This window comes from Halomonas sp. LBP4 (genome assembly GCF_003202205.1).
In the GTDB taxonomy this organism is placed as follows: domain Bacteria; phylum Pseudomonadota; class Gammaproteobacteria; order Pseudomonadales; family Halomonadaceae; genus Halomonas; species Halomonas flagellata.
Window position 1 is genome coordinate 123,960 of sequence record NZ_PDOG01000001.1, and the last position, 13,084, is coordinate 137,043.

General features: G+C 65.6%; 12 protein-coding genes. 7 read left to right on the plus strand and 5 right to left on the minus strand.

Annotated elements, in window-relative coordinates; all coding sequences use genetic code 11:
* The first annotated feature begins 7 nt into the window (after positions 1-7).
* The 3 genes from groL to CR157_RS00625 all read left to right on the plus strand — a co-directional run bounded on the left by groL (position 8) and on the right by CR157_RS00625 (position 5,599).
* Positions 8-1,651 (plus strand): chaperonin GroEL, encoded by a 1,644-nt coding sequence (groL, locus tag CR157_RS00615; RefSeq protein ID WP_110281621.1) that lies wholly within the window; start codon positions 8-10, stop codon positions 1,649-1,651.
* A 1,012-nt stretch (positions 1,652-2,663) separates the two neighbouring features.
* Entirely contained in the window at positions 2,664-4,322 is a 1,659-nt protein-coding gene (ltrA, locus tag CR157_RS00620; protein WP_110281622.1) for a group II intron reverse transcriptase/maturase, read from the plus strand.
* A 557-nt stretch (positions 4,323-4,879) separates the two neighbouring features.
* The gene (locus tag CR157_RS00625) at positions 4,880-5,599 is read left to right on the plus strand and encodes an RNA methyltransferase (RefSeq protein WP_110281623.1); all 720 of its coding nucleotides are present in this window, start codon (positions 4,880-4,882) and stop codon (positions 5,597-5,599) included.
* 240 nt (positions 5,600-5,839) lie between these two features.
* Here the strand turns inward: CR157_RS00625 and CR157_RS00630 are convergent, their stop codons facing one another.
* From CR157_RS00630 to CR157_RS00650, 4 genes are all read right to left on the minus strand, one after another.
* Positions 5,840-6,868 (minus strand): Lnb N-terminal periplasmic domain-containing protein, encoded by a 1,029-nt coding sequence (locus CR157_RS00630; RefSeq protein ID WP_110281624.1) that lies wholly within the window; start codon positions 6,866-6,868, stop codon positions 5,840-5,842.
* Between the two features lie 301 nt (positions 6,869-7,169).
* Positions 7,170-8,204 (minus strand): histone deacetylase family protein, encoded by a 1,035-nt coding sequence (locus CR157_RS00640; RefSeq protein WP_110281625.1) that lies wholly within the window; start codon positions 8,202-8,204, stop codon positions 7,170-7,172.
* A gap of 22 nt (positions 8,205-8,226) precedes the next feature.
* Positions 8,227-8,460, minus strand: a complete 234-nt coding sequence (locus tag CR157_RS00645; RefSeq protein WP_240569357.1) for a hypothetical protein — start codon at positions 8,458-8,460, stop codon at positions 8,227-8,229.
* Positions 8,461-8,660: 200 nt separating this feature from the next.
* On the minus strand, positions 8,661-8,840 hold the full coding sequence (locus tag CR157_RS00650; RefSeq protein WP_110281626.1) for a hypothetical protein: 180 nt from the start codon (positions 8,838-8,840) through the stop codon (positions 8,661-8,663).
* A gap of 163 nt (positions 8,841-9,003) precedes the next feature.
* On the opposite strand from CR157_RS00650, the gene CR157_RS00655 reads away from it, so the two are divergent.
* Both CR157_RS00655 and CR157_RS22920 read left to right on the plus strand, forming a co-directional pair.
* Positions 9,004-10,212 (plus strand): MFS transporter, encoded by a 1,209-nt coding sequence (locus CR157_RS00655; protein ID WP_110281627.1) that lies wholly within the window; start codon positions 9,004-9,006, stop codon positions 10,210-10,212.
* Positions 10,209-10,337: a hypothetical protein gene (locus CR157_RS22920; RefSeq protein WP_258364031.1), complete on the plus strand. Its 129-nt coding sequence runs from the start codon at positions 10,209-10,211 to the stop codon at positions 10,335-10,337. The genes CR157_RS00655 and CR157_RS22920 overlap by 4 nt, the downstream gene beginning before the upstream one ends.
* A 53-nt stretch (positions 10,338-10,390) precedes the next feature.
* Here CR157_RS22920 and CR157_RS00660 read toward each other — a convergent pair whose 3' ends face one another.
* Positions 10,391-11,326, minus strand: coding sequence for a LysR substrate-binding domain-containing protein (locus tag CR157_RS00660; RefSeq protein ID WP_110281628.1), 936 nt, complete (start codon positions 11,324-11,326; stop codon positions 10,391-10,393).
* 129 nt (positions 11,327-11,455) lie between these two features.
* On the opposite strand from CR157_RS00660, the gene CR157_RS00665 reads away from it, so the two are divergent.
* Both CR157_RS00665 and ycaC read left to right on the plus strand, forming a co-directional pair.
* Complete coding sequence (locus CR157_RS00665) at positions 11,456-12,325, plus strand: pirin family protein (protein ID WP_110281629.1); 870 nt, start codon at positions 11,456-11,458, stop codon at positions 12,323-12,325.
* A 73-nt stretch (positions 12,326-12,398) separates the two neighbouring features.
* Entirely contained in the window at positions 12,399-13,019 is a 621-nt protein-coding gene (gene ycaC / locus CR157_RS00670) for an isochorismate family cysteine hydrolase YcaC (protein ID WP_110281630.1), read from the plus strand.
* Positions 13,020-13,084: the final 65 nt, after the last annotated feature.

Sequence of the window (13,084 nt, forward strand, 5' to 3'; positions counted from 1 at the left end):
TTCGAAAATGGCAGCAAAACAAGTCAAGTTCTCCGACGACGCCCGCAAGCGCATGGCCCGTGGGGTCGATATCCTGGCCAACGCCGTGAAGGCCACCCTGGGGCCGAAGGGCCGCAACGTGGTGCTCGAGAAATCCTTCGGTGCCCCGACCGTGACCAAGGACGGCGTCTCCGTCGCCAAGGAGATCGAACTCAAGGACAGGTTCGAGAACATGGGCGCCCAGATGGTCAAGGAAGTCGCTTCCAAGACCTCCGACGTCGCCGGTGACGGCACCACCACCGCCACCGTGCTGGCCCAGTCCATCGTCACCGAAGGCATGAAGGGCGTGACCGCGGGCATGAACCCGATGGACCTCAAGCGTGGCATCGACCAGGCCGTCATCGCCGCGGTCAAGGAGATCGAGGCCCTGGCCGTGCCCTGCACCGAGCGCAAGTCCATCGCCCAGGTCGGCACCATCTCCGCCAACGGCGACGCGCCTATCGGCGAGATCATCGCCGAGGCCATGGAGAAGGTCGGCAAGGAAGGCGTCATCACCGTCGACGAAGGCCGTGGCCTGGAAGACGAGCTGGAAGTGGTCGAAGGCATGCAGTTCGACCGCGGCTACCTGTCGCCCTACTTCGTGACCAACCAGGACACCATGGCGGTCGAGCTGGAAGACCCCTACCTGCTGCTGGTCGACAAGAAGATCTCCAACATCCGCGAACTGCTGCCGGTGCTGGAAGCCGTCGCCAAGGCCGGCAAGCCGCTGGCGATCATCGCCGAGGACATCGAGGGCGAAGCCCTGGCGACCCTGGTGGTCAACACCATGCGCGGCATCGTCAAGGTCGCCGCCGCCAAGGCGCCCGGCTTCGGTGATCGTCGCAAGGCCATGCTGCAGGACATCGCCATCCTGACCAACGGCACCGTGATCTCCGAGGAAGTGGGTCTGACCCTCGAGCAGGCCACCCTGGACCACCTGGGCAGCGCCAAGCGCATCACCATGTCCAAGGAAAACACCACCATCATCGATGGTGCCGGTGGCGAGGGTGACATCGAGGCCCGCGTCAACCAGATCCGCGCCCAGATCGAGGAAACCTCCTCCGACTACGATCGCGAGAAGCTCCAGGAGCGTGTCGCCAAGCTGGCCGGCGGTGTCGCCGTGATCCGCGTCGGTGCCGCCACCGAAGTGGAGATGAAGGAGAAGAAGGCCCGCGTCGAGGACGCCCTGCACTCCACGCGCGCCGCCGTCGAGGAAGGCGTGGTGCCTGGCGGTGGTACCGCCCTGATCCGCGTGCTGACCAAGATCAAGGACCTCAAGGGCGACAACGAGGACCAGACCCACGGTATCGCCATCGCGCTGCGCGCCCTGGAGTCACCGCTGCGTCAGATCGTCACCAACGCCGGCCAGGAAGCCTCCGTGATCCTCAACGAGGTCAAGGCGGGTGAAGGCAACTTCGGCTACAACGCCCAGACCGGCGAGTTCGGCGACCTGTTCGAGATGGGTGTGCTGGACCCGGCCAAGGTGACCCGCTCTGCGCTGCAGTCCGCCGGTTCCGTGGCGGGTCTGATGATCACCACCGAGTGCATGATCGCCGACGACCCGGAAGAGAAGGACGCTGCTCCGGACATGGGCGGCATGGGCGGCATGGGTGGCATGGGCGGCATGATGTAGTGCGACGAGAGTCGCTTAGGTAGCTAGCCTAGCGGGCTACATCATTGTGGTCACCGACCCTAGAGTCGGTGGCCACACACCCGCAGAAAAAGCAATTTGCTAAACCCGGTATCCGGGGCTTTCTCAAGACCCGGATACCGGTCACCTGTAACTAGGGTGTACCGTTCTCGGTGTCTGGGGGAAACCCCGAGTCCTCGCCTCACGGCGACGGATCTATCAATGCTGAAGTTCGGCCAAATGGCCGGATGATGTAGCAGAGATTGCCGTGTCTACAAAGCTTGCTAGCACCTAGTGGCGCAAGCCTTTCCTGCTATTGTCTCACCTTGGTGTATTTCGGGGTAAAGAGACCTGTTGTTCAGCCAACAGTAGCCTAGGGGTAGTGCATCACTGGCAACGGTGGTGTGCGAAGCTCCCTGACAATGTAGTCCCACCTCGGTGGACTGTCTGTGCCGCGAGGCACGCCAGTGACTCTGCCAGCAACAGGCGGATGAGACGCTAGGCTGGGTGGTACGACCAACGCAAGTGAACTGCTGATAAACACCGTCAACCGCAAGGAGCCAAAGTTGCTGACAGGCTTCAACCAAAAGGTGTGTAGCCGGTTATGCCTCTTACATCTGGGCATACGCTGACGCACGGCTACCGGTGGATAGGCAGGGTCTAACCCACTCATGTAGAAGGAAAGGAACTCGGTAAGCCCGTATCTCTGCCCTCGGGCAGGCGAGCCGCAAGGCAAGCTGTTGGAGGTGCGGGTAGAGGAGGACAGAAAAAGCGAATGCCCGTCTGTAATGGACGGGATAGGGGTTCGAACTTTGCCCCGACGCGAAAGCGTGCTGACTTCTGTCTGGTCTCTGATCGCGTGAAGGCGTGTAAAGCCGCCTGATAAGCACCATCCGCGGTTTGGATGGACAGTACGAATGCCCTTGCGGGGTGAGGCTCACCTTCCCCGCAAGGGGATAGTGCCGTCTTCACCCCTCGGGGCATTTTTCGTCAATGCTCAGAGGAGGATAGCAAGATGAGTACTCTGGAAAGCGTACCTGCATTCTCCCACTCGGCATCGAGCTGGCACACCATCGATTGGAAGGTCTGCCATCGCCGTGTGAGGAGGCTACAGGTACGGATCGCGAAGGCTGCCCATGACCAGAAGTGGCGCAGGGTAAAATCCCTGCAACGCATGCTGGTCCGCTCGTTCTCAGCCAGAGCACTGGCTGTGAAACGCGTCACCGAGAACCAGGGCAAGAAGACGCCTGGTGTCGATGGGGCATGCTGGGAGACCCCGGATGACAAGTGGGAAGCGATCTTCCGTTTGCAGCGGAAGGGTTACAAGCCCAGGCCGCTTCGTCGGGTCTATATCCCGAAGGCCAACGGTGAACGTCGGCCGCTGGGAATCCCGACGATGCTGGATCGCGCCATGCAGGCTCTGTTCCTGCTTGGGCTCGAACCGGTAGCAGAAACGACGGCGGATCGGAACTCCTACGGCTTTCGGCCCATGCGAGCCACCGCGGATGCGATTGAGCAATGCTTCGTCAATCTCAGCCGCAAGCACTCGGCTCAGTGGGTACTCGAAGGCGACATCAAGGGGTGCTTCGACAACATCGACCACGAGTGGCTGGTCCGGAATATCCCTATGGATAGGACGGTCCTCCGCAAGTGGCTTAAAGCGGGATACATGGAGTCCTCACGGCTCCTTCCGACGACGGCGGGAACACCGCAAGGTGGCATCATCTCGCCGGTATTGGCCAATATGGCGCTTGACGGTTTGGAAGCGGTGCTCGAATCCCAATTCGGGAGGAAGAACACCAAGGCCAGCTACAAGACCAAGGTCAATTATGTGCGGTACGCGGACGACTTCATCATCACCGGCATCTCCAAGGAGCTGCTGGAGGAGGACGTGAAACCCATCGTCGAGGCCTTCATGGCCGAGCGTGGGCTCACCCTTTCGGTGGAGAAGTCCGTTGTCACGCACATAGCGGAGGGTTTCGACTTCCTGGGCCAGAATATTCGCAAGTACAGTGACAAGTGCCTGATCAAGCCGAGTCACAAGAACGTGAAGACTTTCTTGGCCAATGTAAGGAGGCTGTTGAACGCCAACAAGACCATGCCTGCCTGGTGGATCGTGGATCAGCTCAACCCGATGATTCGGGGCTGGACCAACTACCATCGGGGAGTTGCGGCCAAAGAGACGTTCAACTACGTGGACTACCGCATCTGGAAGATGCTATGGCAATGGTGCAAGAGACGGCACCTGAGCCGGCGCAAGCGCTGGATCAAGGGGAAGTACTTCCCTCCAGCAGGCAAGCGCCAATGGGTCTTCCAGGGTGAGTATCCCGGCGGCAAGCGAGCGTATCTGCTCTATGCCAGCGATGTGCCGATCAAGCGGCATACCAAGATCAAGGCGGAAGCGAATCCTTTCGACCCGGCGTTCGAGACCTATTTCGAGGAGCGGCTGGAACGTTCCTGGAAGGAATCGACGAAGGGAAGGAAGAAGCTGCAGACGCTTTGGTCCCGGCAAGGCAAGCGCTGCCCGATGTGCCAACAGTTCATCACCTGGGAAACCGGGTGGAACATCCACCACGTGGTGGAACGGCACAAGGGTGGCGGTGACGAGCTGGAGAATCTGGTACTGCTGCATCCCAACTGCCATCGGCAACTGCACTCAACAAGACCGGTTTGACGCCTCGTTCGGTGGTGTACTAATTTTACTAAGCCTACGGCCATAGGAAGCTAGTCCTCTCATCGCAAACAAGGATAGAACTTATGTCTGATCCAGCGCCTCTTTACTACTACAAAGAAACTGGTAGTGATGCATATCACTGGGAAAAGAGCTGCTCCCGGAACCACTATCCAGCCGATGGCTGGAAAGCGTCCCACACTAAGCCTGCGGGACGGGAGCAATGCAACGAGTGCAAGGGTAAGTGACAGCCGGCCAGTGTGATCACTGGCTTACAGAGGCTTGAGCCGTATGCGGGGAAACTCGCACGTACGGTTCTTAGGGGGCGGCGGGGCAGAAATGCCCTGCTGCTACCCGACAACGCCTCCTGACCTCCCAGGCATTCGCCTGATCGAACCCCGCCGGGAGACCGGCGGGGTTTTTCAGTTTTAAGCTGTAAGCTATAAGCCGTAAATCCCCACTCCATGGCTTTGGGGGTTTTCTTCGCGCTTACAGCTTAGGGCTTACAGCTTTACGTCCTACCGCTAGAATACAGGCCCCACTCCACCAGCAGCTGCCACATGCTCCACAACATCCGCGTCGTCCTCGTCCAGACCTACCACCCCGGCAATATCGGCGCCTCGGCGCGGGCCATGAAGACCATGGGCCTCACCGACCTGGTGCTGGTCAATCCGCGCCAGTTTCCCGACCCGGAGGCCTCGCGCCTGGCCGCCGGGGCCGAGGACCTGGTCGACCAGGCCCGGCTGGTGGCCTCCCTCGAGGAGGCCGTGGCCGATTGCGTGCAGGTGGTGGGGGCCAGCGCGCGGCTGCGCAGCCTGCCGCTGCCCCACTTCGACGAACCGGACGCGATGGCCGGCGAGTTGGTGACGCATGCCGTCCATGACCCGGTGGCGCTGGTGTTCGGACGTGAGCGCTTCGGCCTGACCAACGACGAGATCCGCTGCTGCAGTCACCAGGTGAGCATTCCCGCCAACCCGGACTACGGCATCCTCAACCTGGCCCAGGCGGTACAGGTGCTCGCCTACGAGGTGTTCAAGGCCTGGCGCCGGCGCCCCGGCAGCGGCTACCGGCCACCCCGCCCCGCCGGGGAGCGACAGCCGACCCGGGAGCAGCTCGCCCACTTCCACGACCACCTGAGCCGGGTCATGCAGGCAAGCGGCTTCCTCACCCAGCCCCACGCCCGCACCGAGGCGCAGCTGCAGGCGTTGTTCGCCCGCGCCCGGCCCTCGCGCCGCGAGCTGTCGCTGCTGCGCGGCCTGCTCGGCTCGTTGGAGAAGTGAGCCACGCTCGCCGTCACGATATCGTCATCGCCCGGTGATCGGACTGTCATCCTGATGCGCGATAAAGGAGGGGCCCGCCAGGCGGGACAGGCAAGGGACACTGCCACCCCCCACGCCAGGGATGCGAGGGTGCGGGACGCACCCGAGGGAGGCCCAGGTCTTGACGGCAGGGGCCATGGCATCGGGACGATGCCCAGGGAGGAGCCGCATGCCGCCACGACGCTCGCCGTCGTGGCGCTTTTATTCGTGCGGGCCGGCGAACGACTCCCAGCCCGGCACGCCCTGGCGGATGCGGCGCGAGAAGTCCGTGGCCTCATGGGCCCGGCGGGCACGCTCGGTGATATCCCCTAACTGGCGAAGCTCGGCCAGGGAGTAGCCCTCGACGAGCCCGCCATGGTCGTGCACATAGCCGGGCAGCAGCCCGGTCAGCAGCAGGCGGTGGTCCATGGGCAACCCCTCGATGATGCGGCGCATCATGGCGAACACCAGGGTGGTGCAGTTGGCGGTGATGGTGTGGTAGAAGCGCGGCTCGTGGTCGAGCCGATTGGCCACCTTGACCAGGGCCAGCAGCAACTCGCGTCGGTCCTCGGGCGAAAGGGTGACACGGTAGAGGATGACCCGCTCGCCGCGCACGTTGCTACGCAGGCGCACCGCATCGCGCTCGTCGGCGGCGATGATCGCCAGCTCGTACTGCTTGAAGAAGCCGCCGATCTCCGAGAAGCGCTCGTGTCGCTCGCGACGCACTTCCACCGAGAAGGCCACGAACTCGCCGTCATCGCCCTGCTCGCCCTGGAAACCGAAACTGATCAGCACATGGGCAATGCCCGGACGGCCCCAACTGGAGATGAAGAGGTCCACCGACGACAGCCGGTCCAGGTCGTAGTGCCGGGTCTCCCAGGCGCTCACGGCCTCGTCCCGAGTCAGCCAGGTGAAGTGGCGGACATGGTGCAGCGTCAGCCGGTTGCCCTCGACCTCGCCGGTGGCCAGGTGCGCCACGTCCTCGGCCCAGTCGAGGTCCTTCGACGGTCGCAGGCCGCGCCACCAGGCGAGCAGCGCGGCCATCTGGACCGCCATGCCGGCCAGCGGGGCGGCTCTCGCGCCCAGCCAGTGCAGCCACAGCCAGAACCCGCCTGCGGCCACCCAGCCCGCCACCCCCAACCTTCGGCCCGCCGTCGACAACGGCAGCCGATGGGCCAGCGCCAGCGCGCCCCAGGCGGTAGAGAGCAACAGCGCCAGGCGCAGCAGGCCGTCCATGAAAGCGATGATCATCAGCGTCCTTCCGTGACGGATAGCGAAAGCGGCCGGTGCGGCCCACCGTCATGGGCGTGCCGCCAGCTGCTCCCAGACCTCGATGGCGGCGGCCAGGTCCTCGAGCGAGGCGCCCACCTGCTCAGCCGTGATGATGCGCATCTCAGGCCTCCGGCACCTGGCCGGAGAGGCAGACGGTGCCGTTGTGAACGGCGGCCTGGCTCAGGCGGAGGTTGCTGTCGCGGTAGTGGACGGTCATGACGTTGCTCGCTTTGCGGTGGATGGGCGTAACGCAAGCCGGTGTTCGGATCGAGGGTACCGCTCAGGCACCGGTGAAGCCACCCATGAAGGTGGCCAGGTTCTCGCTCAGGTGCTCGGTGGGGTAGCCCCCCTCCTGTACCAGCACGGTGGGCAGGCCGATATCGGCGAGCCGTCGGCCCATCCGGGCGAAGTCGTCGGTTTCCAGGCTCAGGCCGGCCAGGGGATCCGCCTTGTGGGCGTCCAGCCCGAGCGCCACGATCACGGCCTCGGGACGGAAATCGGCCAGGCGCACGATCAGGTGGTCGAGATGCTCGAGGAACACCGCCCCGTCGCTGCCCAGCGGCAGCGGCAGGTTGACATTGGTCCCCAGCCCCTCGCCCAGGCCCTCCTCGTTGGCGCTGCCCCAGAAGAAGGGGTAGAAATCGGCCGGGTCGGCGTGCAGCGAGCCGGTCCAGACGTCACCGCGGTGATAGAAGATGTCCTGGGTACCGTTGCCGTGGTGCAGGTCCACATCGAGGATCGCCACCCGCGAGAAGCGCTCGCGCAGCACGGTGGCGGCGAGCGCCGAGTTGTTGAGGAAGCAGAAGCCGCCGGCCCGCTCCGGTCCGGCATGGTGCCCCGGCGGGCGGCACAGCGCATAGCTGGCACGGTCGCCCGCCAGCACCGCCTCGGCGGCGGCCTCGGCGCTGGCGGCACTGGCCAGGATGCCGGCAAAGCTGTCGGCGGTCATGGGGCAGGCCATGTCGTGCATGTGCCAGCCGACCCGGCCCACCGGATGCCGGGGATAGTGGTGCCCGCCGCCGCAGGGGTGGACATTGGGGGCGACGATCTCGGCGGCATCCGGCAACTCACTCCAGCGGGCATGAATGGTCTCGAGGAAATCGAGGTAACGCGGCGTATGGACCCGCGCCAGCCGCCCCCGCAGGATCGGACTGTCGGCATCGGCCGGCGTGGTCAGCGAGAGCCCCGCGCGGTCGAGACCCTCGGCCAGCAGTTCGGCGCGGACCGGCCCCTCGGGGGAGGCCACCGTCCGGCCACGCAGCAGGAAGGTGGGCGGCGCATGGCGCTCCTGGTCGGGGTGATAGAAGAGCTTCATCGCATCCTCGTTCGACCTCGCCTCAGCAACGGCCCTGCATCCTCAGCCCAGGCGGGCAGAAGCCGCCACGGCGACGGTCATCGTAGTAGTAGTGTCGCTCCACGCGGCGATGGCGATCGTGGTGACGATGCCCACTGAAGCCGTCGATCTCGATCAGCGGCTCGGAATGGATGCGCGCCGGGGTATAGCTGCAACCGGCCAGTGTCAGGGTACCGGCTACCACGGCGAGCATCAGCAGGCGCATGGGAGTCATCATGGCGAATACCTCGCAAGGCAATGAACGGGTGATCGGCTCCCTGCGTTCCCGGCTCGGTACGCCTTCTCTCACGGTCCGTGACCATGACTGCCTCTGTGGGCGGATGGCGGCTCGGGCACTACTGAACGAACACTGTTTCCAATCAGTATATCCCCTGCCCCGGTCACGCCAAGCCCGGAGCAAGGAAAGACCGTGCAAGGTCAGCAGCGCCCCTTCTTGGCCTGCCCCGGCGGGCAGAAGCGGCCGCCGTGGGAGTGGCCGCGGTCGTCATCGATGACGATCAGTGGCTCGGACTTGATACGCGCCGGCTGGTAGCTGCAACCGGCCACCAGCAGGACAGCGAGCAAGGCAACGAACAGGGTCAACAGGCGCCGGGGCATGGAAATCTCCTTGTGATGATCCGGGCCCCCATTCTAGCGAAGAGCGGCCACATCACCCATGTGGCGTTTGGGCGACAGCACTGTCGCAGGAAAGCGACTATGGCCAGCAGGCCGAGGACGCGCGATAGTGGCAACTCATTAGTCTGCAAACAGGCATCTCGATATGGACGCCCTTCGTCGCCATACCCTGCTGCTGGTCCTGCTGGGCAGCCTGGTCATCTCCGTGGCCATGGGCCTGCGTCATGGTTTCGGGCTCTTCATGGAGCCGATGAGCAGCGAGCTCGGCTGGGGGCGCGAGGTGTTTGCCTTCGCCCTGGCACTGCAGAACCTGCTCTGGGGGCTCTCCCAGCCCTTCACCGGGGCCCTGGCCGACCGCTTCGGCGCCGCCCGGGTGGTGGCGATCGGCGGGCTGCTCTATGCCCTGGGGCTGACGTTCATGGGGCTCTCGGATTCCGCACTGGGCATGTCGCTGTCCGCCGGGGTGCTGATCGGCCTGGGGCTCTCCGGCACCACCTTCTCGGTGATTCTCGGCGCCGTGGGCCGCGCCGTGGCACCGGAGAAACGCAGCATGGCCATGGGCATCGTCAGCGCGGCGGGCTCGTTCGGCCAGTTCGCCATGCTGCCGGGCACCCTCGGGTTGCTGGAGTGGCTGGGCTGGTCGGCGGCACTGCTGGTGATGGGCGCCCTGGCGGCCCTGATGGTGCCACTGGGCGGCATGCTCAGGGACCGCCCCTCGCCCCGCCAGGACAGCGACATCAGCCTGCGGGCCGCCCTCGACGAGGCCGCCGGCCGCCGCGGCTTCTGGCTGCTCTGCCTGGGCTTCTTCGTCTGCGGCTTCCAGGTGGTATTCATCGGCGTACACCTGCCGGGCTACCTGTTCGACAACGGCATCGCCGTGCACGTGGGCAGCACCGTGCTGGCACTGGTGGGGCTGTTCAACATCCTCGGCACCTACACCGCCGGCTGGCTCGGCGGCCACTTCTCCAAGTCGCGGCTGCTGACCTGGCTCTATCTCATCCGCGGCGTGGTGATCACCGCCTTCATCGTCTTCCCGTTGAGCCCCGCCAGCGCCTACCTGTTCGGCATCGCCATGGGCCTGTTGTGGCTCTCCACCGTGCCGCTGACCAACGGCATCGTGGCCGCGGTGTTCGGTGTGCGCCACCTGTCGATGCTCGGCGGCATCGTCTTCCTCTTCCACCAGCTGGGCTCCTTCATGGGCGTCTGGCTGGGCGGCTACTTCTACGATCTCCACGGCGACTATGACCTGGTGTGGCAGCTCGCCATCCTGCTCTCGGTGGCGGCGGCGGCCCTGCACTGGTTCATCAGCGAACAGCCCATCAGCCGCTCCACGCCCAGCGAGGTCCAGGCATGACACACAGTCATCGGCTCCTGGTCCTCTCCGCCGCGCTCACCACCGCCGGCGCCCTGGCACTGGCCTGGTGGGGCTGGCACAGCCTGGATGCCGGCCTGCTGCTGCTCGGCAGCCGGCTGTGCTGAACCCTCGCGCTAGCGACGCGAGGGAATCACCCGGCACCCGCCAGCAGACGCCCTTACTCCCCTCCCGGGAACTGCGACGCCAGGCTAGTGAAGTCCAGCTCGTTGATGTTGTCGCCCAGGAAGTCGAGCAGCGCCCGGACCGAGGGAAGCAGCCCGCGCCGCGAGGGAAAGACGGCATGCAGGATGCCGCCCCGCGGCTCCCAGCCGGGTAGCACGTCGACGAGCCGGCCCGCCTGGAGATCCCGCCCCGCCACCAGCAGGGCAAGCTTGACCACACCGAGGCCGTTCAGGGCCGCCTGGTGCAGGGTCTCGGCGTTGTCGGTGACCAACCGCGGCCGATGTCGAATCTGGGCGGTCATGCCGTCCGGTCCGTCCAGCTCCCAGACGTGCTGCTTGTCGACCTGCTCGAAGTCCAGGCTCGGCAGCTGTGCCAGGTCGCTGGGGGCGCGCGGCAGCGGCGTGCCTCCGAACAGGCCGGGCGCCGCCATCAGCCGCTGGGGGCTGCGCGACAGCACCTTCATGGCCAGGTCGCTGTCCTCCAGCGGCGGGAAGCGCACCCGGATCGCCATGTCGAAGCCCTCCCTGACCACGTCCACCCGGCGGCTGGTGGCCTCCACCTGCACCGCCACGTCGGGACACTGCCGCATGAAGCGCACCAGCAGCGGCGTGATCAGGTAGTGCAGCAGGCTCGGCGGGCAGCTCAGTCGCACCGTGCCCCGCGGCAGGGCGAGGTTGCGCTGGATCAGCTCCTCGGCGGCCTCCGCCTCCACCAGCATCGCCACGCAGTGGCGGTAGTAGGCCTGGCCCAGTTCGGTGACCGACAGGTGGCGCGTCGAGCGATGGATCAGCCGGGTGCCCAGGCGCTCCTCCAACTGGGCGATGCGCCGGCTCAGCTTCGACTTGGGAACGCCCAGGGCCCGGCCGGCCGGGGCAAAGCCACCGTGTTCTACCACCTGGGCGAAGTAGTAGAGGTCGTTGAGATCCTGCATGGTTGAGCCGCCCTTGTCGTCCTATTCATGGAACGGAGAGTGTGAATTATACCCTCTACCGCCTTCATCGTTCCCCTCCTAGGCTTCCTGCATCGGGCAAGCGCCCCTCACTCGAACAGGAGCCACACCATGAAGAAGATTCTCGGCATCTACGGTGCCCCCCGCGGCCACTGGGTCGGCGACGGCTTCCCCGTCCGTTCGCTGTTCTCCTATGACCGCCTGGGTGCCGGGCACCTCAGCCCCTTCCTGCTGCTCGACCACGCCGGCCCCCACGACTTTGCACCGGCACAGCGGCCCCGCGGCGTGGGCGCTCACCCCCACCGCGGCTTCGAGACCGTGACCCTGGTCTACCGCGGCGAGCTCGAGCATCGCGACTCCAGCGGCGGCGGCGGGCGCATCGGCGAGGGCGACGTCCAGTGGATGACCGCCGGGGCGGGCATCGTCCACGAGGAGTTCCACTCCCCCGCCTTCACCGAGCGCGGAGGCTCCCTGGAGATGGTGCAGCTGTGGGTCAACCTGCCGGCCGAACACAAGTCGGCGCCCGCGGCCTACCAGACCCTGCTCGACGCCGAGATCCCACGAGTCTCGCTGCCGGGACGGGCCGGCGAGCTGCGCGTGATCGCCGGCGAGTATCGGGGCCATCGAGGGCCAGCCCGCACCTTCACGCCGATCGACCTCTGGGACCTGCGCCTGCAGGCAGGCGGCGAGGTCTCGCTGGCGGTGCCCGAGGGGCATACCAGCCTGCTGGTGGTACTCGAGGGCACCGTGCAGGTCAACGACGACGCCGTGGTACGCGACGAGGCGGTGGTGGCCTTCGAGCGTCGGGGCGATGCGCTGCGCCTGGAGGCCAACAACGATGCCAGGCTGCTGCTGCTCGGCGGCGAGCCCCTCGACGAGCCGGTGGTGGGCCATGGCCCCTTCGTCATGAACAGCGCGGAGGAGATCCACCAGGCCCTTGCCGACTTCCAGCAAGGCAAGTTCGGCAACCTGAATGGCTAGCGGCATCGCCGCGGCCGATCGCGCCCGGCATCCCCGCCGGGCGCTCCATCCGAGGTAGCAAAGGAGAAATGAGATGTCCTATGCCTATAACCGCCTGAACAAGGACGATGTCGCCCTGCTGATGGTCGACCACCAGGCCGGCCTGCTCTCGCTGGTGCGCGACTTCAGCCCCGACGACTTCAAGAACAACGTGCTGGCCCTGGCCGATATCGCCAGGTTCTTCGAGATCCCCACCATCCTCACCACCAGCTTCGAGGATGGCCCCAACGGGCCCATGGTGCCGGAACTCAAGGAAGCCTTCCCCGACGCCCCCTACTTCGCCCGCCCCGGGCAGATCAACGCCTGGGACAACGAGGAGTTCGTGGCGGCCCTCAAGGCCACCGGCAAGAAGCAGCTGCTGATCGCCGGCGTGGTCACCGAGGTGTGCGTGGCCTTCCCGGTGCTCTCGGCCCTGGAGGAGGGCTATGAGGTGTTCGTGGTCACCGACGCCTCCGGCACCTTCAACCAGACCACCCGTGACGCCGCCTGGGATCGCATGTCCCAGGCCGGCGCCCAGCTGATGACCTGGTTCGGGGTCGGTTGCGAGCTGCACCGCGACTGGCGCAACGACATCGAGGGCTTCGGCGGCCTGCTGGCCGGTCACCTGCCCGCCTACGCCAACCTGATCCAGAGCTACACCGCCCAGAAGGGCTAAACGGTGTGGGGCCCGGCACTTGCCGGGCCCTCGACCCTTGGGGCATCCGCCACGGCCTGGTCGCC